This window comes from Pseudoalteromonas piscicida, from assembly GCF_002208135.1.
In the GTDB taxonomy this organism is placed as follows: Bacteria; Pseudomonadota; Gammaproteobacteria; order Enterobacterales; family Alteromonadaceae; genus Pseudoalteromonas; species Pseudoalteromonas piscicida_A.
Genome location: NZ_CP021647.1, coordinates 643,352 through 662,655, shown reverse-complemented (window position 1 = coordinate 662,655; position 19,304 = coordinate 643,352). Strand labels below are relative to the sequence as shown.

Sequence of the window (19,304 nt, the reverse complement as noted above, 5' to 3'; positions counted from 1 at the left end):
CATCAAATGTTACTTACTAACAAAAAAGCAAGATTACATTGTTACTTTTTAACATTACAGACTAAAAAGCAAACACTTTTTATGAAAACATTGACGAAATATGCTATTGCATTGAAATAAAAAGCATTAAAATAGATTTTTCTTTGGAGGCAAGTAACGAGCTTGAGGACCACTCAGAGCGACTACAAAGTAAATCAGTACCCCCTTCGAGACAAATAACTATGAATCTATTTATTGAGATGGTCTGCTGGCAAAACATGTTTTGCCAAATTAGCACTAATAATTGTAGTATTATTCTTAGATTTAGGATCCCGGTAAAAAGCGCCAAATGGTGTTACTTTTGGGGAGGAGCAATCTGCTTAGCGAAGGACATTATGAGTAAATTTTTAAATTCTGTTGCGTTGTTACCGATGCTTGGTTTCATCGTAACAATGATTTACACCATTGTTGTGAAAGAGGAAACTTTTTCAAATTATCATTGGTTTATAGTAGCGCTAATATCACTGTCAGCTTCTTCTGAGCGACTTAAACATGCTAATACAGTAGCTGTAACCATCTTTGTGTCGAGTATTCTTTCCAATATACTTCTACTAGTAGCATCCAGTGTTGATTTAAAAATCACCTCATTTACTTTCATATTGTTTTTGGGTTATTTAAGTATTGGGTTTTTAATTTTGATGGCCAACCTTGCTTTTATTAGATACAAGAAAAACGAAACCATCATCAACAGCTAGGCTAGGTTTGATTAAACCCATTACCAATTGACCGAGCCCCTTAATGATTTCGTTTGGCCGCGTTTGGTCTTTTGATTCAGGCGTTTCTTTTGCGAGCTTTTTGTTGGCTTGGTTGCTCTGCGTGCTTTTTCAACTTTGGTGGCCGCGAGGATCAGTGTTTTTAGCCGCTCCAAGGCATCTTCCTTATTTTGCTCTTGGGTACGAAAGCTCTGTGCTTTAAGCACAATGACACCCTCTTTGGTCACTCTAGAGTCTTTAAGTGCAAGTAGACGCGCTTTGTAAAAGTCTGGCAGTGTTGAGCGATTGATATCGAACCTAAGATGAATGGCGCTGGAGACTTTATTGACGTTTTGCCCACCCGCACCTTGGGCGCGAATAGCGGAAATATCGATTTCCCACTCTGCTAGTGTGACATTATTTGAGATTTTAAGCATAGTAATTTCAAGCCTCCGTTTGCCATTTTAGCAAAGTAACAGAAGGCTTGAAATAGCAGCGGTAAGCGCGGAGTGTGTAGCTATGCTGTTCGAGTTGCGATAGCTGGAGATACTCTTGCAGCAACCATAGCAGGGTAAGTAACCGCCAACTGACCTGCGAGCAGCATTACTATCGCACCTGCAATCAAATAATCACCGGGTACACTAGTAAGCCCAAAGTAGTTAACCAAATAAATATTCGCAGTGATTGCGATGATTATACCCAGTGTAATGCCAAATAAAGACACCACCGCATTTTCAATCATAAAGTAACGTAGAATATCGGCCTGAGTTGCTCCAAGTGCACGACGAGTACCGATTTGCTTACGACGTTTATAGACTGTATATCTTGCCTGACCAAATATACCCAGCATAGTTACACACGCCAGAGCTGCGATCACCGCTTTTAGCGTTTGGCTCACCGCATAATCAGCTTGTAAGTTTTCCGTTTTTATTTGCTCGAAGGATTTAAAGGCATCAAGTTGACGGCCAGGCTTTTTAAGCATTAAGGCTTGAACTTCTTCCATTGCGATATCTCTTTGGCCAGGCTTAGCTTTTACTACTATGATGCTTTCTTCATAATGTTCTCTAACCGAACTTATTACCGTCATATCGTAAGCGTACCAAAACCGCCAAGGTGACTTCATTGTCTCTACTATTCCCACCACTTTCTGCGGGACAAATGCAACGTAAATGGTTTCTCCAACAACACTGCGCCAATCGTTAGGACGGATTTTATGAGCCAAATCCTGCGAAATTAACACGCTGGCTGATTCCGTATGGCCATCAAAGTACGTGTGAACTACATCGTTGTGTTGCAGGTTTCTACCCGCAACCACCCTCAGTCCCAGCGTATCGACAATGGTGTCGTCAGAACCATAGTAGCCTGCATGGGTTATCCGAGCTTCTTTTTCAGGCGTCAGCGCCACATTAAGTGAACGTCCCCAATTAATGAGTGGTAAACTGGTTATCGTACTTGCACTTTCAACACTAGCTAGTGCACGGATATCGGCAAGGTCGGTATCAAGGGCTGCATTTTTTTCTTCATCGCTGCCGTCTAAGTTAGTTCTGAAACTGAACAGCTGACTCTCAGCCAACCCTGTCGGTTGCACCAACTCTTGCTCTTTAAGCACCATCATATAAATGGCATTAACCAAAATCGTAAATGTCAGCGCAATTTGCAACACCAGTAGCAGCGGGGAAGCCTTATTTTTGTTTAAGGTTTTCAAAATTGGCAATAAATCTCTCATTGTCATGCTCCTACAGACTTTTTAGCTGACTAGATGGTTGAACTTTTGCCGCATGTAAAGTCGGTAGCAAACCAAAAGTCACAGCACTCGCTACTGCCAACGCAATCGTCATGATGACGATACCCACGGTCATCTCAAGCATCTCAGCATAAAGGTGACTGTAAAGTTGCGCGGTTACACTCAAGCCAATTTGCGCAAGTAACAACCCGATAATCCCGCCCAATAGTCCTATAATACAAGTCTCAACAGTAAACTGAGCGATAATATCTTGCTTAGAAGCACCAACCGCTCTGCGAAGCCCAACCTCACCAGCCTTGCCATGAAACTTTGCGACCATCATTGCCATACAGTTCAGCAGACAAACCGCAAGAAATGCGAATGCAAGCCACACTGCTACGTTGCCATCATCTTTGATAATTTTTCTTTCAATGAGCTGTTCTTTAACATTGAATAATTGGTGTAGTGGCTCTCGTAAAAAGCGACCATACTCTCTTTGTTCCATTGAGTAATTGACCAAGAAGTCCATGTAATTTTCGCGCTCTTCCGCGGAGCTTAGTTCAACCCAATACGAAACCCATACACATTCCGAAGCTAAAATTGCCGAAAATGAGTCATCAGCAGGTTCTTTCCAGCACTGATAAGACACGTCGGAGCCAGTCCACAACTCATTATTGATTTGCGTTTGGAATGGCACAATAATATCTCTGGGTTTGTTGAATGCACGAGTTCTATAATCAAAGAACTTGGGGATGGGATACCAATCGTCGGTAACACCAACCACTCGATATTGTAAATCACCTAAAAGCAGCGATTTACCGACGGAGTTTTCGCCACCAAATAACTTATCATTTAGCTCGCGACTGATCACTGCAACTTGCAGCCCATCCTGATCGGCAATCTCATCCCATGCACCACCAAACTTAAACGGCACTTCAAACATATTGAACATGTCACGGTATGCACTTCTGATTAGGGTCATTTTTGCTTCAGTGATTGGCTGGTCCGTGGTGCGAATCATCATTTTGAAACTACCAAGAGGCGTTTGATTAACGCCCTGTTTCGCATTTTGCAAGTTTATTGCATCTTGATAAGTAAGAATAAAAGGTGGAACTTCTTTTCCTTGAGAGATATTGAACGGCTTATCTGGGCCGTAGCTATTCAATCGAACATTAAACAAGCGGTCGCTTTTTGTAGGGATCGGATCTTTTTGTAGCAGATAACTCACTGTATAAGTTGTCATTGCTGCGCCAATTCCAATCGCGATTGTCATAATCATTAACAATGATAAAAAAGGCGTTTTCCGTAATGAGATAAGCGCTAATTTAAGATAGTAACTAAACATAACTTATCCTTAAGCAATGGCCTTATCGTAGTTCTTTCTTTCACTCAACATACCATCGCGGATTTCGATAATACGCTGAGCTTTTGCCGCTTGTTGAGCGTCATGAGTCACCATGACAATACTTGTTCCTTGCGCATTGATATCTTTGAGAAGCTCCATAATGCCATCGGCCATTTTGCTATCTAAGTTGCCCGTTGGCTCATCGGCAAGTAGAAAAGACGGTTTACCAGCTATCGCCCGAGCGATCGCTACCCTTTGCTGTTGACCTCCAGACAGTTGCGATGGGTAATGCGCTTTGCGTGATGCAAGACCCACTTTATTCAACGCATCCATGATCCGCTCGTGGCGATCTTTTGATGATAACTTACGATAGCGTAAGGGCATGTCGACATTATCGTAGAGGTTTAGCTCAGGAATTAAATTAAAGCTTTGGAAAATAAAGCCTACTTTTTCATTACGCAGCTTTGACTTGGCTTTATCACTTAACTTTTCAACATTGACACCATCAAGCTCATAGCTGCCATCGCAGAAATCTTCTAATAAACCGGTGATGTTCAGAAAGGTCGTTTTGCCAGAACCTGAAGGGCCAATGACGGCGACAAACTCTCCTTGCTCGATACTCAAGTCAAATGGCTGCAAAGCTTGAGTTTTTATTGTTTCTGTATAGTAAGCTTTTGATAGATGACGCATGGTTAGCATGTTGCAGCTCCTTTATTGAATTATTTTCACACTGGGAGCATCTTTAAAGATTCGTGCGTCAGAGGTGATAACCTGATCGCCGACATTAAGCCCCGATAGTACTTCTACTTGTCCAATACTTCTCAATCCAATCTTTATTGGCGTTTTGATAGCCGTGTCTTCTCTTACCACATAAGCAAACTGCCCGTTGTAAGCTTCTAAGTACTGTCCATGTGGTAGGTATGCAATATTCTGTTTTTGCTCTAGCACAATCCGACTGGTAAGCCTTTGATTCTGTCTAAGACCCTGAATTGATCCGTCTTTAAATCTAATCTTTCCAGCAACGCGGCCATTTTCAATTTCAGGTGAAATGGCAACGATTTCGCCACTATAAACATCACCATTGAGATTCACCTCGGCTAACATTCCCAAAGCTAAATCATCTGAATAGCTCTCAGGTATTTGTACTTCTATCTCATATTTGGAGAGATCGACTACGTTTAATAGTGGCTGGTTTTTAGCAACTGAATTTTTTTGCTCGACCACTAAATTACCAACAAGTCCCCCTACTGGCGAGACAACTTTAAGTGCATCGACTTGCCTTTCAAGCTCTGCCACTTTGACTTTTTGTGCTTCAAGTTCAAGTTCTTTGGTCCGAATCTCAAACTTCTGGCTTTCTTTTTGCAACTCAACTTCTTTAATTGCTAGGCGATACTCCCGTAGCGCATTTTCGAGGTCATCTTTGGCTTTTTGATAATCGATATCGCTGACAACTTGAGTTTTTAAACCATCTTCAAAACGGCGCATTTCACGCTTAGCTGCATTCAATATAACGGTAGCCTTACCTAAATAGTTTTCCTGTGCTAGGTCTTGCTTTTTAGCTTGTATGATTTGTCGCTGAAGTTCAGTATCTAACTGATTTAACTTTGCTTGATGCTGGGCAAACTCGCTCTTTAGCTCCGGACTATCTATAACAGCAAGGGTTTGCCCTTCAATAACGCTATCTCCCGATTCGACCAAATAAGTCACCGTCCCCTGAGCAGGGCTATATATTGTAGGACGCCTTGCTGCGACGACTTTTCCCTGAACAGAAATATCGCGAATAAAGTCACCTTGTTTAACTGCTGAAATATGAATTTTATCGCTTGAAACTGCTGTTTGGCCACTTACCCACTGGCCAATAATTGGTGCAAAAAAGAAAATAGTAATTAATATGAGAATGCTAGCTACCGCTATCAGTATTTTATTTTTTTTAGGTCTCTCAACCGCAGAGTCTTGAGCACTCGTATCTGGAATATAGGCCATGAAATAATCCTTTTACCACTGCCTTTGTTATTGAGAATAATGCACCTTACAAGCGTTTTTAACCGCTATTCGCTCAACTAGCGCTCGCGTCACTTGATAGAGATTGAAACCGAGTCAGTTCATCTTTCTCGTCACTTTTCAGGCGAAGCAAATCTCAAAAGCTAAAGGCAAAACAGGTAATGTAAGTGCCTAAACCTTACACAAACTCAAGACTAATGTCACGAAAAATAAAACACTTTGTTAACTATTTGGTTTGATTTTTGACGACTTCCAGATATCGGCTTTCTATAAACTTCTTCTCTTTAGACAAATGCTCAAGTGCTTCTCTGGTTTGCTCCAACTCTTTTTGAATAGCCTGAAGCTTTGGACCATCTTCAACCTCTTGTTCTTGAACCATTAGCTGTTGCAGAGCCTGACTTTGTTCGGCAATTTGTCTTTTGTATTCATTGATAGTTTGAGACATATCTTGACGTTCCTTTTCAAAGGTTGCGACCAGTTGCTCCAGCTCTTGTTCGGACGTACCTCCCATCGTTTTAGAAGCTTCCAGCTGCTGCTTTAGTGTGTCATTTTCTTTTTGTAATTCCTCTGTAGATTCATATTGATCATATAGCTTTCTTCTCGTTTGCTTAAGTCGCTCTAAACTCTTTGACAAATCTCCTCGAAGCTTTTTTATTAGCCGATGCGATTTAAGGAGCTTAGTGTTTAAATCATCCATGCGAGTTTGCTCTTCTGACGAGATATGGTCCTGCGTTGAGCGTTTAACCTCAGCTAACTGCTGCTCTAAATGGACTTGTAAATTAGCCAATTCTTGAATGGTGTGTTGGTTATCTTCGACAAACTTCATTGACTTGTTAATTGCATCGCGACAATGCTGAAGTAGATACTGTTGATCTGGGTTAGATGTACCAGCTCCACCAGCGGTCTTTGCAAACAATCTAAACTCTCGTAGGATTGACAATAAGATATAAAACCAAAAAGCTAATATCAGCAGCCCGATATTCACCGCCATATAGATAAATACATCAACTGGTAGTTTGCCTAGAAACATATTACGCACTCATTATTTTCTTACTTTCATTTTAGTATTGGTTAAAAATCGTGCCTATAATAAATCTATATTTTTCAATAAAGTGGTAATGTGTGAAGATATTGCTCGTGGATGACAGTGCGGCAACACTTGAGATCATTCGTCGCGGTTTAGTGCGTTTTAGATATCGTAAGCTGTTGATAAAGAAAGCACAAAGTGCAAAAGAAGCACTGAAGATTATCGGTTCTTGGCATCCAGATATTGTATTGACCGACTGGCATATGCCCGATATTTCAGGACTCGCTCTCGTCAAAGCAATCAAACAAAAACAGTTGGATGTCACTATGGCGATGGTAACGACTGTCGACGATCGTGAACAAATTAAGCTCGCCCTTGATTATGGTGCGGCATTTGTATTGTCGAAGCCATTTGCTGACGACGACCTTCATAACAAAATCATGCCGTTGGTCAAAGCCGCGGAAGAAAGCAGCAAAACAAGAGAAATTCATACGCTGCATAAAGGCGTGCCTTTACCTCAAGTCGGGCAACTTGAAAAACTAATGAACAAACATATTGATACTGAACTTAGGCTCTATCAGGTGCATCAAATGGAATATGATCCCGATAACCTTCCTTGCGTTATGGTCGCATACGAAGATCCGAGCAGCCAGAAGGTTCGCGCAATCGGAATATTTGATGTGTATTCGGTCTGCGTGCTTGCCGCATCTACTGGGAGCTTATCGGATCAGGCGGGGTTTGAAGCGATTCATCAACATCAGATCACAGACGACATGTTAACCGCCTGCCACTCAGCATTAAACTCTACGTCTTATGCATTTCTAGACGGCATAACAAGAAGAAGTCTAAGAGTAAAAACCCTACAGTTGGTCACTAAGCCTTTTCCTAAGTTAAAACGCTTGTATAAATCCGCCGCAAACATGCGCATAGATTTATGTTGCCAACGTCCAAATATGGCGCAAGGTAAAATATTGTTGGTTGGGTTTTTAAGCTAGTGCTTTAAGCAAGATACCAGGATCGGTTATCCCAGCTTCTTTTAAAGCTTCTTGGATATTTTTGGTTAGTCCAATAACTTGACTCTGCATACGTAAAATATATTCAAGCTTTTGTGTAACTAGCTCCGCTTTCATTTCATCTGAGTATGCGTCATTTGCTTTTAGCTCTTCGAGTAATTTTTGCTCTTCCTTTATTTTTTCTCTGAGTTCTTCTAGCTTTTCAACCATTTTTTGAATATGCGGAGGCAATGCGGCCTCTTCTTGCTCTTCCTTTACCTCTTCTCCAGACAATTTAGACATATCTTCTTCAGATAACCTAAGAGGTTTGGACGAGCTCGTCTCTTCAACTTTGGTTTTCTGCTCCATCTGACTCGTGGTTGATTTAGCTGGTGAGTGAATTAAGAAGTTCACGTTCATTGTCTTTGGCCAACATGATTTCCTTTGACCTACATATCGGTAATTTATCAAGGATCTTTAAGAAAAATTGCGCGGCTTCCTTGCCGCTGCAAGTGCTTGGGAATGGAATCACTCAGTACTGAAGACTAACCGAGTTTAAAATAATTCTGTTTTAAGATTTGCTTGCAATTGCTTAATGCCCGATTTAACGCCTGCAACAACGTTTTACCTTTTGCCTTGACCTTTAATGTAGGTAATCCGGGTAATAAAAGCTCAACTTGGCATAACGTAAGCCTGCCAGCCTGCTTGTCCACCTGTTTTTCAATTCGTACATTTATTTTTCGAATATTGTTTGCATAGCCGTACAACGCTTCATTTATTGCTTTAGCAAAAGTCACTTTACTAGACACCGCTATCGGCTCATTTACACCAACAAGGTTCAATTTCATCATTACCTCAGACAATCCCATCACATATAACTGTGTCGAAAACTTAGAATGACTCGAATATCAAAGCGCTTGCTCTATCCGGTACATTATCTCAACTTCTACTTGCGCTATGAGATCAAATCTACTAATGTTCAATAAAAGATAAAAGCTGATTATATCTAACTTAAAGTAAGGTTTTTACGAACAATATGAACATAAACTTCAATCACCTTTACTATTTTTGGCAGGTAAGTAATGAAGGCAGTATTGCTGGTGCAAGCAAAGTCCTTCATTTGACGCCTCAAACCATCAGCGCGCAACTATCAAGCTTAGAAGATCGGCTAGGGAAACCTTTATTTATAAGAGAAGGAAGAGGACTCAGGTTGACTGACTTCGGCATTTTGACCAAGCAGTATGCGGACGATATGTTTTCGATTGCCAAAGAATGGTTAGAAACAACACAAGATGGTGCAACAGCCATACATCGCACATTAAAAGTAGGTATCTCAGATGCTATTCCAAAATCGTTAGTATCAAAGTGGCTTGCGCCTTTGATAGAAAATGAGCAAGTTGCCAATTTACATTGTATTGACGGTCAACAATCAGAATTGCTAGCTCAGATGGCCATGCATAAGCTCGATATCGTGCTTGCAGATAAGCCACTTGATAGTCACCTTCCTTTTAATGTTTTTTGCCACGAGATTGGAAAAAGTCAAATTGGCTTATATGGTTCAGCTTCAAACAGTGAGCAACTCAGTGCAAATTATCCAAAATCGTTACAAAATCAGTCGCTCATTCTTCCAGCAAAGCACAGCCCTGTAACTAACTCGATTCAATTTTGGCTACAAGAGCAAAATATAGAAATTAAAGTGGCTGGTCATGTAGATGATAGTGCTTTAATGAAAGCATTAGGCCAACAAGGATTCGGTATCTTTCCAGCCCCACTTTCAATAAAATCAGAATTGCAACGGCACTACGACGTCTGTCTCATAGGCACTATCGAAAGTACGTATCAAAATTACTACGCTTTCACACCCGATCGACTTATTAAAGACTCAATTTTTAGTGAGTTCGTCAATTTTGCCAAAGGAGTAAGCTGACACTACAGTCAGCTTATGTTGGCTGCAAAAGAGAGGACAAGTTTTGTTTATAACGTCTCGAAAGGTGGAGTGAATCTCCGTTTTCTAGAATAACGTCGTAATCTCCATTATCTCTTGTCTTAAGTTCACTGATAGCATTTAAATTAACGAGTGAAGACTTATGGATCCTAGAAAAGCCAAAGGTTTTAAGACTTTTTTCCATTGATGACATCGTGTCCCTATGCAAGATTGAACGCTGCCGATTGATCATATGAAGTTCAACATAGTTTCCCGCACCACCAACCCAAGCTAAGTCTTCCACTTTTATCACATGAATATGCCCCGAGTCTTTTACAATCAATCTTTGATTCGGGACATATTCCGATGAAGCTTCTTTAGAATCCAAGAATGCTAGCTGAAGAATATTGGTGATCAGAGCACCTTCTGTATCTTTCCCATCAACACTCATTGTTGTAGAAGCATTTAATTTAACATCTGTCGTTATTTTAATAGTTGGCACAGAGTCAAAATTTTTTATGATTGATTCTTGCTTTCCCAGGTCAATATCATGTGAAATATCAATTAACAAACAGTCGATTTCACCCGCCGAAATAGTTTCCAAAACATCAACAATAGATTGATAATAAACAAACTGGGAACAAACTGCGACTTCTTTTAATTTTGTACTTATTTCGACTCCAAGCTCAGACAAATAGCTAGGAATAGAGATCGTCACTCTTTTCATTCATCACCTTAAACACATCAACAGGTTAACAAGGATACTAATACTTTGTATCCTATTTCACAATAGTTAACATATTATTGTTATAGATTGTCACTATGTAATCTGCAAATTAAATTTGATCTTTTTTTTCTCGCCTGTCGTCACTGATTCCCATCGCCTTACGTATCTCAACTGGCATATTCCAAGCTTCCGTCATAACTTCGTCGTGATACTAATAAGCCTTTGTGATGAGTTATTAAACTTGCCGAGGGTATCTAAAACAAACCTATCAGGGGATATCATGAAACAATTCAAGCGTTCTAAGTTAAGTATGCTTATCACTTCTGCGTGCCTAATCGGCGGAAGTTTAAGCATCCAAGCATCAGCCGAAGAAGCAGCTGATGGTGCCAATGAAGAAGTCGAAAGAATTTCTATTACAGGTTCTCGTATTCAACGTGTTGCTTTAACGGCAAAAACACCGGTTATCGAACTAGACGGTTCTGAATTTGCCATGTCGGGTAACTTAAACGTTGAGCAAAAGCTTGCCGAGCTACCATTGACAGTTCCTTCGTTTGGCCCAAGCTCAAATAACCCGGGGGATGGTACTGCTCGTGTTGACTTACGCGGTTTAAACGATGAGCGTACTCTTGTTCTTGTTAATGGTCGCCGCTGGGTACCTGCAACACAAACAGGTGTTGTCGACTTAAACACTATCCCTGCGTCTCTTATTGAAGGCGTAGACATCATTACTGGTGGTGCAGGTGCGGTATATGGTTCTGATGCTCTGGCTGGTGTTGTAAACTTCCGTTTGAAAGATGACTTTGAAGGTGCAGAAATTTCTGCGTTATACGACATCACAGAGGAAGGCGATGGTGAAAAGTTCAACACTGACCTTACCTTAGGTGGAAACTTTGCCGACGGTAAAGGTAATGCAACTGTTTATATTGGTTACGCCAAACGTGAGTCAATCTTCCAAGGTGATAGAGACTTTACTAACGTAACACTCACGGAAGGCGATACAGGTTTAGTGCCTGGTGGCTCATCAGGTATTCCTGGCACTCGTATATTTTCCGGCCCTACGCTTCCTAACGGTACAACTCTAGGCCGCTTTGGTCCTAATGGTGAAGGCTTACCGTATACATCAGCCGATGCATTTAACTATGCCCCTGATAACTACCTACAACTTCCACAAGAGCGCTTAACGCTTAACTCTTTTGCACACTATTACATCAATGATGAAACTCGCTTATATAGTGAATTATCATTTATTCGCAACGAAGTACCATCACAGCTAGCGCCAACTCCAGCGTTCGTAAATGGCTTGGTGGTTAACCCTGACAGCCCATTCTTTGGTGCAGATGTTCAAGCCGCAATGAAAGCGTTAGTACCTGAACTTGATGCTGAAGGTGAACCAACAGGTAACATGGTTAGTCAACTTGACGCTAATGGTAACTTTACATTCGCTACAATTGGTCGCCGTATGGTTGAAAACGGGCCACGTCAATCAATTGATACACGTAACGCTATGCGAGTGTTAGTAGGTGTTGATGGTTTTATTGGTGATTGGGCTTACAACGCATACTACAGCCGCTCTGAACTAGATCGCTCTAATCTACTTAATAATGACGTTTCTGAAACGCGCTTCAGACAAGCAATTTTAGTTACTGATGACGGTAGCGCATGTCAAGATACATCTGGCGGTTGTGCACCATTGAACATATTCGGTGAAGGTAATATTTCACAAGCGGCGATTGATTTTATCAACGTTGGTGCATCTAACGTAACAAATATCAAACAAGAGATCTTCCACGTCGATTTTGCTGGTGAATTACCATTTACCGTGCCATCTGCTGATTTACCGGTAGGTTTCGTAATTGGCTACGAAAGCCGCTTTGATGATTCGAGCTTCCGTCCTGATGAATTCTTAGCATCTGGTGATGTTTTGGGCTTTAACGCTGGTGAGCCAACCGTTGGTAGCTATAGTGTTGATGAAATCTTCACAGAAATCGACATTCCATTAGTGACAGATGCGGCATTTGCTGAAGACATTACACTATGGTTTGCAGGGCGTCTTTCTGACTATTCAAACATTGGTAACGTCTCTTCATTTGCAACAACGCTAAACTGGAAAGTGAATGAATACGTTTCGTTCCGCGCGGGTTATCAAGAATCTGTACGTGCACCTAACATCTCAGAACTATTCCAAGGCGCAGCAAATGGTTTCCCTAGCGCAACCGATCCATGTAGCGTAGACGGTTTTGTAGAAGGAAAAACAGATAGAGCTCTTTGTGAAGCTCACGGTGTTGCATCTTCTCAAGTCGGTGTATTCGAGCAAGCAAACGCGCAAATCGAGGGGAGTTTTGGCGGTAACCCAGATCTGAAGGAAGAAACATCGGAGACAGTTACACTAGGCCTTGTTATTACACCTACCGAAAACTTTGACGTGACTATCGATTACTTCGATATTCAAATTGATGATGCTATCGATGTACTAGGTGGTGGCGTAAACAATATTCTGGATGTTTGTTACAACCAGCTTAAAGATCCAAGCTCTGAGTTCTGTCAAGCGATTACTCGTCGTCCTGATGGCAACGTAGACCTTGTAACGGCACTCAATGCTAACATAGCTGAACTAGGTACTAAGGGTTATGATGTTAACTTCAATTGGAGAACTGAGCTTGACTTTGGTATCGGCGAAAATGGATCAACATTGAGTATTAATTCAAAGAACACCATTCTTGATGAGTACTTTAAAACAGCAAGTGTTGGCTTTACAGAAACTAATTACTGTGAAGGTAAATTCGGTAACACATGTCTTACTCCTCGACCAGAGTTTCAGAGTAATAACCGCTTCACTTGGACTTCAGGTGACTTAAGCGTGTCAGCACTAGTGCGATATATGAGCGAAGTTGATGATGACACTGGCGAAAACGAAATTGTGCCTACATCTAAAGCTGTATGGTACCTTGATCTTAGCGCAAGCTATCACTTCACAGATCATGTACAAGCAACATTTGGTGTTAAAAATGTGCTAGACACTGAGCCAACACCACTAGGTGACGCTCAGCAACAAGCAAATACATTCCCAGAGCTGTATGACGTAATTGGCCCACGTTACTTCGTGAGTGCTGTGTACACGTTCTAATCTGTGATATTGAAAGACTAGGGAGCTGCGGCTCCCTTTTCTGTTGTTAGCGTAATAGCTCCCTTATTTACAGTAAGTTACTGGCTTTTTCATCGAGTCTACTGAAAGATTGACCTAGACCAACAAAACTTCAAAATAACAACACTTTACTCGCAACTAAGTCAAGTTTAGCTAAAATAAAAAGTATGCAGCTCAGCCTAATTAACCGTTTAAGAAAAGTAACATGAAGCAAGCGCCAGAAATTACTATTGCAGTTCAAGATGCCTTCCAATTGATCCAACAAAAACAATACCAACAAGCGTTAACTAAGCTACAACCTTTTTCTGGCTCGCCTCACCCCGATCTGCATTACCTTTTGGGAATTTGCTATAAATCACTAGCCGAGTGGCAAAGCGCAATAACCTCATTAATTTATGCAGCTAAACTCGCTCCACTTAAAACTGAAATCTTAACTCATCTAGCCAAATGTTATTGGCTATCGGGTGATTTACACCAAGCAGAGTGCCATTACCTTGCGCTTTATGAAGCTGAGCCAAAAAATCTAGATTTACTTAAAAACTTGTCGCTTCTATATCTTGAACAAAACCAGCTCGACATGGCCAGTCAATGGGCTCTCAAAGGACAATCACTCGATAATTCTGGACAACTCACCAAAATACTCGGGGACGTAGAAAAAACGAGAGGAAACCTTAGTGAGGCGATCAGTTACTATCAACAAGTCCCCCAACACTCTCCGATTGTCTTTCGGGCAATACACAATTTAGGCCTTTGTTATAAATTACAGGCTAAATTTGATTGCGCAATTCAATGCTTTAAATTTGTGCATCAAAAAGCACCTGAGCACTATGAACCGCTTTACAACCTCGGGGACTGCTTTTTTGCAAGTGGTCAATTTGAACCAGCACAACAAGCCTACAATCTGGCATTGAAGCAAGCCCCATACAATCCAACCATACATAAAGCAATTAACGAGCTTTACTGGCAAAGTGGGCAACATCAGCTTTTTGCGACCAGTTTATTAACCGCGCTGGAGTCAGCAGATAATCAGCAGGAACTCATAGAGTGCCTCGCTGAGCTTTACTGGAATACCAATCAGTACAGGCTATGTGAGGAATGTATACAGACGTCGGGTTACGCCGATACTTCAGCTATATTACTCGCGTTAAGAGGGCGTCTGGCGGCCACGAATAATGAACTAAACACCGCCTATAAGCATTTCGATAATGCCAATAAGATAGCCGTTAATTACGATAGGATCTGTGAGCAAGCAAAATTCGCAATTCAGCTTGGTGAGTTCAGTACCGCACAATTTCTGCTCGAAAAAGTGTTGCAAGCGCAGCCCAACTCACAACTTGCATTGGCTTGGCTAAGCGTAGTGTATCAAGCCACAGATAAACAGAAGCACCAAGCCCTATGCAACCCTGATTTTATTCTGACTGCAACCTTAGGCGCACCGAGTGGCTATCAAAGCAGTGAAGACTTTCTTAAAGAGTTAGAGTCTTGCTTGCTAACACTTCACCAAGGGAAACAAGCGCCCAGTGAGCAAACCTTAGTTAATGGCTCACAAATTTCAGGAGGCTTACTCAATAGAGATATTGAAGTCATCACCAAAGCTCGAACTCAATTACTGCAAGATATAGGAAAATGCCTCAGTAAATTGACGTTAGAACCAGAACACCCTTTTTTGGCTCATTTACACAAAGATATATGCATTACGGGCTCGTGGTCTGTCAAACTGACGGAGCAAGGCTTCCACGTGAGCCATATTCACCCCGCAGGTTGGATTAGTGTAGTGTTATATATCAACACACCAAATGACGATAGCAACAATGGTGTAATTGAATTTGGGAGGCCGCCACTGGCACCACCCTACGATTTTCCACCATTCAAAACTGTAAAACCTCAACGAGGGCAAATCGTGATCTTCCCCTCTTATTTTTGGCATGGAACACAGCCATTTAGCGCTACAGACAATAGCTATCGAATGACTTTGCCACTCGATATTGGCGTTATCAATAATTAGAAAGAGACATCACTTTAATGACAAACGAAGAGACACAACCTCTCAATATAGACTCACTTTTACAACCAATTCTCGAATGCGAATCGCAAAATAGTTGGCCATTATTGTTATCAAAGCTAATCGATAGCTATCCTCAAAGTGCTGAACTAAGCTATCGAGTTGCTGTAATTTTAGAGCAAATTGGAGCGTTAATTGAAAGTGAAACAGCCTACTTTCACTGCCTTACTCTGGCACCCAAAAACTACTTAGTGTATCTGTACCTTGGACATTTATTAGAGAAGAAGGGAGAAGACAGTACAGCACTCATATGTTACACCCTATGTGAAGCGCTCACAGGTAGCTTTAAGCGGCTTCAACTCGCCAATAGCACCGCCCCCCAAACACTTGAGCGCTTCCAAAAAGCTTGGCAGTGTATGGAGAAGAACCTTGGTACAGCATCAAGCATTGAGTCCGGTCGTTGGGTTCAATACAGTAGTAAACCCTTCGAAACAGCCCAAGCACCACACCTGTTTTACGTGGCAAATCTTAGTGCGCATCCAATTTGGCCCGCAGAGCAATTTTCATGGTATGAAAGCTTTAACGCCGCGATCCCCGACATAATCAAAGAGTTTCACACGGCTTTTGATACAGCATCTTCGCACCTTACCCCCTATTTGTCGGGTAAGGTGTATGAAAGTGCATTTCCATCGCTTGCAAACAGCAACAACTGGCAGGCATTATCCCTTTTTAAGGAGGGCGTGGAAGACGTTTCAGTGTCAAAGCACTTCCCTATTCTAAAAAAAGCTTTAGAGAAAGTGCCGTACTATGGCTTGACGACATCCCCATACGAAGTGTTTTACTCTAAATTAGCCAAAGGCCAAACTATTACTCCCCATTACGGCCTTTCCAATCACAGTCTAACAGTACATTTGGCTATAGATATTCCCTACGACTGCTACTTGGAGGTCGATGGTAACCGCGTTTTATGGCAAGAACATCAACTCACCATATTCGACGACTCTTATTTACATTTAGCGCACAACGGCAGTGACCGAGATCGGATTGTGCTTATTTTCTCCATTTGGCACCCTGATCTATCATTGACTCAACGCCAAGCAATCCAATCAGAATTTAAGAATAGACAACACTGGATTGATAATTTAAGTACAACTTTGGATCAATATAAAAACGATCACTAAAATCTCAATTTTCGTCACTGTTAACCCCCAACTTACCACAAAAGGGGTTGTTACTAGGTAAAGAACCCGTAACTTAAAGACTGACCTTATGATTAAGGTCTCCCTGGATAATTTCGGGGGCAACCCCCGTTTTTTTTTATGCTAGCCACGTGATAAATCGCAGTGCTAGAATCCAGTAACAATCCTCAAACTAATGTAAATTCATGCAAAAACCCATTATCACTATCCATTATTGTGTGCTTTGCCAATGGATGTTGCGAGCCGCTTGGCTTGCACAGGAGCTGCTTTCAACTTTCTCTGATGATTTAAAACAAGTTGCGCTAGCGCCAGCAAGTAAAGGCATATTCGAAATTTACTATAACGATACGTTAATTTGGTGCCGAAAAATGGATGAAGGGTTTCCTGAAGCCAAGGTACTAAAAAGAAGAGTGAGGGATCTATTAGATCCAGAACGTGATTTAGGTCATGTAGACAAATAGCCCACACCCAAATTAAATAAAAAAGAGAGCGAGCGAAATAGCCCGCTCAATCCACCATGCTTACTCAGCAAAATCGATGAGTTCTTGTCCTGTAAGGCGATAAATAATCCATTCGTTTTGTGCTTTAGCGCCGATGCTTTCATAAAAGTCGATTGATGGTTTGTTCCAGTCAAGTACTACCCACTCAAAGCGACCGCAGTCCTTTTGTAGTGCAAGTCTTGCTAGGTACTTCATGATCCCTTTACCTGCGCCAACACCGCGTTTGTCTTGTGACACATATAGGTCTTCAAGATAAAGTCCGTGCTTGCCAAGCCAAGTAGAATAATTAAAGAAATACACTGCGAACCCGATTGCTTCACCATCTAGTTCACAAATAACGCTGTGTGCTCTGGCTTCTTTACCAAACAATTTCTGTTCTATTTCTTCCACGGTATTGAGCACTGCATCTGGCTCTTTCTCATAAATTGCAAGTTCGTTAATAAAGTGCAGTATTGTCGCGGCATCAGCTACTTCTGCTGGGCGAATTGAAAGGCTCATAATGGCTCCTGTATGTAGGTTTTAGTCAGCTTAACAAATTGTAAAGGGGGATGACAGCACCTTTCAGGCAGCATCAAAGTGAACAAACTCTCCAACTCGTTCGTATAAGAAGTTAACCGTTTTTATACAGGAAGAGGTTAATATGCAAAGGACGATCTTTGCCTTTTTGATGTTGCTATTCAGCACTCAGGGTTTCGCAAGCACCAGTGATCTTGTAAATCAATTTATAGAGAACCCTCAACAAGTCGGCAAAACAAGTCGAATGACCTATTTGTTTTGGGATGTTTATGATGCCAGCCTTTATGCCCCCAAGGAGCGTACTCTCAAGACCAGCCTTTTGTATTGGCACTACATTATTTACGCGCGCTTGACGGCAAAGAGATAGCAAAACGATCTCTTAAAGAGATGGAAAAGCAAGGATTTAATAATTCGAGTAAAGGTGAGCGATGGCTAACAAAAATGGTGCAAATATTTCCTGACGTCTCGAAAGGTACCCTACTATTTGGCGTAAGAACACCTGACGGCTATACCCAATTTTATGAAGATGAAAAGCTTATTGGCGAAGTGAATGATCCGGAATTTACTACCCGGTTTTTCAACATTTGGCTTGGTGAAAAAACGTCCGAACCGACCATGCGAGCCGAGCTTCTCGGTCTAGAGCGGAAATAGTATATGACTCTTTTTCCCACAGTTACAACGTCGCTATTTAGTTCAACGAGACATACCAGAAGCGATAACACTCAACCACATTTCAAGCTTAAGGAGAAAACAATGCGCGTTACCCTCGTAATACTTACTTTATTTTTATTGTCGGCTTGCAGCTCCGGCATTGATGGTAAAAAGTACTCTACACTCAAACCGCAATTTGACCCCTATGAGTTTTTTGTTGGTGATGTAAAAGCATGGGGAATAGTCCAAGACAGAGATGGTAACTTAGTGCAACAGTTTACCGTCGATATCAAAGGCTCAATCAATAACCAGTCAGAGCTTGTTTTAGATGAATCCTTCAACTATTTGCTCGGTGATGGCGTCAAGACCCGAGTATGGACGATCACACAAACAGCTGATAATCAGTATTCTGGTCGTGCTGGCGATATTCTCGATTCAGCATCTGGTCAAACCTACGGCAATGCCATGAATTGGCAGTATAGAATGGACTTACCCGTTGACGACACCAGCTACGAAGTACACTTTGATGATTGGATGTGGTCTTTTGACCAAACCACTCTCATGAACCGGTCTTATATTGAAAAGTTCGGTATTGTAATGGCTGAAGTGACAATATTTATGCAAAGGCAATAATAAGTACGCCAAATTGACTTCAGTTTAACCTTCTTACTCGTGTATTTGTCTACAATTTGTAGACAAATACACCGGTTTCACTACAATCCACAACTATTCTAGTAGCGCAATCAGTGCCCAACACTGATAAATACTTAACAGAAATGCCGTATCGAAGCGTTTCATTACTGAGTAAAGCGCAAGAAACTGCG

General features: G+C 41.5%; 19 protein-coding genes. 9 read left to right on the top strand and 10 right to left on the bottom strand.

Annotated features, from left to right (window positions below):
* The first annotated feature begins 374 nt into the window (after window positions 1–374).
* Window positions 375–734, top strand: coding sequence for a hypothetical protein (locus B1L02_RS21405; protein WP_088532777.1), 360 nt, complete (start codon window positions 375–377; stop codon window positions 732–734).
* A gap of 20 nt (window positions 735–754) precedes the next feature.
* Here B1L02_RS21405 and arfB read toward each other — a convergent pair whose 3' ends face one another.
* The 6 genes from arfB to B1L02_RS21375 all read right to left on the bottom strand — a co-directional run bounded on the left by arfB (window position 755) and on the right by B1L02_RS21375 (window position 6,830).
* Complete coding sequence (gene arfB, locus B1L02_RS21400; protein ID WP_088532776.1) at window positions 755–1,168, bottom strand: alternative ribosome rescue aminoacyl-tRNA hydrolase ArfB; 414 nt, start codon at window positions 1,166–1,168, stop codon at window positions 755–757.
* Window positions 1,169–1,248: 80 nt separating this feature from the next.
* The gene (locus tag B1L02_RS21395; RefSeq protein ID WP_088532775.1) at window positions 1,249–2,457 is read right to left on the bottom strand and encodes an ABC transporter permease; all 1,209 of its coding nucleotides are present in this window, start codon (window positions 2,455–2,457) and stop codon (window positions 1,249–1,251) included.
* 10 nt (window positions 2,458–2,467) lie between these two features.
* Entirely contained in the window at window positions 2,468–3,799 is a 1,332-nt protein-coding gene (locus B1L02_RS21390) for an ABC transporter permease (RefSeq protein ID WP_088532774.1), read from the bottom strand.
* Window positions 3,800–3,808: 9 nt separating this feature from the next.
* Window positions 3,809–4,498: an ABC transporter ATP-binding protein gene (locus tag B1L02_RS21385; RefSeq protein ID WP_088532773.1), complete on the bottom strand. Its 690-nt coding sequence runs from the start codon at window positions 4,496–4,498 to the stop codon at window positions 3,809–3,811.
* A 12-nt stretch (window positions 4,499–4,510) separates the two neighbouring features.
* Window positions 4,511–5,782, bottom strand: a complete 1,272-nt coding sequence (locus B1L02_RS21380) for an efflux RND transporter periplasmic adaptor subunit (protein WP_088532772.1) — start codon at window positions 5,780–5,782, stop codon at window positions 4,511–4,513.
* Between the two features lie 244 nt (window positions 5,783–6,026).
* Window positions 6,027–6,830: a chromosome partitioning protein ParA gene (locus B1L02_RS21375; RefSeq protein ID WP_088532771.1), complete on the bottom strand. Its 804-nt coding sequence runs from the start codon at window positions 6,828–6,830 to the stop codon at window positions 6,027–6,029.
* 92 nt (window positions 6,831–6,922) lie between these two features.
* Between B1L02_RS21375 and B1L02_RS21370 the strand changes: the two genes are divergently transcribed.
* On the top strand, window positions 6,923–7,822 hold the full coding sequence (locus tag B1L02_RS21370) for a response regulator (protein WP_088532770.1): 900 nt from the start codon (window positions 6,923–6,925) through the stop codon (window positions 7,820–7,822).
* Here B1L02_RS21370 and B1L02_RS21365 read toward each other — a convergent pair.
* On the bottom strand, window positions 7,814–8,239 hold the full coding sequence (locus tag B1L02_RS21365; RefSeq protein WP_088532769.1) for a hypothetical protein: 426 nt from the start codon (window positions 8,237–8,239) through the stop codon (window positions 7,814–7,816). The genes B1L02_RS21370 and B1L02_RS21365 overlap by 9 nt on opposite strands.
* 125 nt (window positions 8,240–8,364) lie before the next feature.
* Window positions 8,365–8,670, bottom strand: a complete 306-nt coding sequence (locus B1L02_RS21360; protein ID WP_223192171.1) for a hypothetical protein — start codon at window positions 8,668–8,670, stop codon at window positions 8,365–8,367.
* A 185-nt stretch (window positions 8,671–8,855) separates the two neighbouring features.
* Here B1L02_RS21360 and nhaR point away from each other — a divergent pair, with 185 nt between their 5' ends.
* Window positions 8,856–9,746: a transcriptional activator NhaR gene (nhaR, locus tag B1L02_RS21355; protein ID WP_088532767.1), complete on the top strand. Its 891-nt coding sequence runs from the start codon at window positions 8,856–8,858 to the stop codon at window positions 9,744–9,746.
* Between the two features lie 13 nt (window positions 9,747–9,759).
* On the opposite strand, the gene B1L02_RS21350 is transcribed toward nhaR, so the two are convergent.
* A complete protein-coding gene (locus tag B1L02_RS21350; protein ID WP_088532766.1) occupies window positions 9,760–10,470 on the bottom strand; it encodes a LytR/AlgR family response regulator transcription factor in 711 nt (236 codons plus the stop codon).
* 280 nt (window positions 10,471–10,750) lie between these two features.
* On the opposite strand from B1L02_RS21350, the gene B1L02_RS21345 reads away from it, so the two are divergent.
* From B1L02_RS21345 to B1L02_RS21330, 4 genes are all read left to right on the top strand, one after another.
* Window positions 10,751–13,594 (top strand): TonB-dependent receptor plug domain-containing protein, encoded by a 2,844-nt coding sequence (locus B1L02_RS21345; RefSeq protein ID WP_088532765.1) that lies wholly within the window; start codon window positions 10,751–10,753, stop codon window positions 13,592–13,594.
* A gap of 223 nt (window positions 13,595–13,817) precedes the next feature.
* Entirely contained in the window at window positions 13,818–15,617 is a 1,800-nt protein-coding gene (locus tag B1L02_RS21340) for a 2OG-Fe(II) oxygenase family protein (RefSeq protein WP_088532764.1), read from the top strand.
* 17 nt (window positions 15,618–15,634) lie between these two features.
* Window positions 15,635–16,795, top strand: a complete 1,161-nt coding sequence (locus B1L02_RS21335) for an aspartyl/asparaginyl beta-hydroxylase domain-containing protein (RefSeq protein WP_088532763.1) — start codon at window positions 15,635–15,637, stop codon at window positions 16,793–16,795.
* Window positions 16,796–16,998: 203 nt separating this feature from the next.
* Window positions 16,999–17,274 (top strand): SelT/SelW/SelH family protein, encoded by a 276-nt coding sequence (locus B1L02_RS21330; RefSeq protein WP_088532762.1) that lies wholly within the window; start codon window positions 16,999–17,001, stop codon window positions 17,272–17,274.
* A 60-nt stretch (window positions 17,275–17,334) separates the two neighbouring features.
* Here the strand turns inward: B1L02_RS21330 and B1L02_RS21325 are convergent, their stop codons facing one another.
* A complete protein-coding gene (locus B1L02_RS21325) occupies window positions 17,335–17,811 on the bottom strand; it encodes a GNAT family N-acetyltransferase (RefSeq protein WP_088532761.1) in 477 nt (158 codons plus the stop codon).
* Window positions 17,812–18,153: 342 nt separating this feature from the next.
* Here B1L02_RS21325 and B1L02_RS24785 point away from each other — a divergent pair, with 342 nt between their 5' ends.
* Both B1L02_RS24785 and B1L02_RS21315 read left to right on the top strand, forming a co-directional pair.
* Window positions 18,154–18,480, top strand: coding sequence for a chalcone isomerase family protein (locus tag B1L02_RS24785; RefSeq protein ID WP_232003190.1), 327 nt, complete (start codon window positions 18,154–18,156; stop codon window positions 18,478–18,480).
* 102 nt (window positions 18,481–18,582) lie between these two features.
* Window positions 18,583–19,113, top strand: a complete 531-nt coding sequence (locus B1L02_RS21315; RefSeq protein WP_088532760.1) for a DUF3833 domain-containing protein — start codon at window positions 18,583–18,585, stop codon at window positions 19,111–19,113.
* Window positions 19,114–19,304: the final 191 nt, after the last annotated feature.

Coding starts and splice junctions, on each gene's coding strand:
- B1L02_RS21405 (WP_088532777.1), top strand. CDS start 375: ATGAGTAAATTTTTAAATTCTGTTGCGTTGTTACCGATGCTTGGTTTC.
- arfB (WP_088532776.1), bottom strand. CDS start 1,168: ATGCTTAAAATCTCAAATAATGTCACACTAGCAGAGTGGGAAATCGAT.
- B1L02_RS21395 (WP_088532775.1), bottom strand. CDS start 2,457: ATGAGAGATTTATTGCCAATTTTGAAAACCTTAAACAAAAATAAGGCT.
- B1L02_RS21390 (WP_088532774.1), bottom strand. CDS start 3,799: ATGTTTAGTTACTATCTTAAATTAGCGCTTATCTCATTACGGAAAACG.
- B1L02_RS21385 (WP_088532773.1), bottom strand. CDS start 4,498: ATGCTAACCATGCGTCATCTATCAAAAGCTTACTATACAGAAACAATA.
- B1L02_RS21380 (WP_088532772.1), bottom strand. CDS start 5,782: ATGGCCTATATTCCAGATACGAGTGCTCAAGACTCTGCGGTTGAGAGA.
- B1L02_RS21375 (WP_088532771.1), bottom strand. CDS start 6,830: ATGTTTCTAGGCAAACTACCAGTTGATGTATTTATCTATATGGCGGTG.
- B1L02_RS21365 (WP_088532769.1), bottom strand. CDS start 8,239: ATGAACGTGAACTTCTTAATTCACTCACCAGCTAAATCAACCACGAGT.
- B1L02_RS21360 (WP_223192171.1), bottom strand. CDS start 8,670: ATGATGAAATTGAACCTTGTTGGTGTAAATGAGCCGATAGCGGTGTCT.
- nhaR (WP_088532767.1), top strand. CDS start 8,856: ATGAACATAAACTTCAATCACCTTTACTATTTTTGGCAGGTAAGTAAT.
- B1L02_RS21350 (WP_088532766.1), bottom strand. CDS start 10,470: ATGAAAAGAGTGACGATCTCTATTCCTAGCTATTTGTCTGAGCTTGGA.
- B1L02_RS21345 (WP_088532765.1), top strand. CDS start 10,751: ATGAAACAATTCAAGCGTTCTAAGTTAAGTATGCTTATCACTTCTGCG.
- B1L02_RS21340 (WP_088532764.1), top strand. CDS start 13,818: ATGAAGCAAGCGCCAGAAATTACTATTGCAGTTCAAGATGCCTTCCAA.
- B1L02_RS21335 (WP_088532763.1), top strand. CDS start 15,635: ATGACAAACGAAGAGACACAACCTCTCAATATAGACTCACTTTTACAA.
- B1L02_RS21330 (WP_088532762.1), top strand. CDS start 16,999: ATGCAAAAACCCATTATCACTATCCATTATTGTGTGCTTTGCCAATGG.
- B1L02_RS21325 (WP_088532761.1), bottom strand. CDS start 17,811: ATGAGCCTTTCAATTCGCCCAGCAGAAGTAGCTGATGCCGCGACAATA.
- B1L02_RS21315 (WP_088532760.1), top strand. CDS start 18,583: ATGCGCGTTACCCTCGTAATACTTACTTTATTTTTATTGTCGGCTTGC.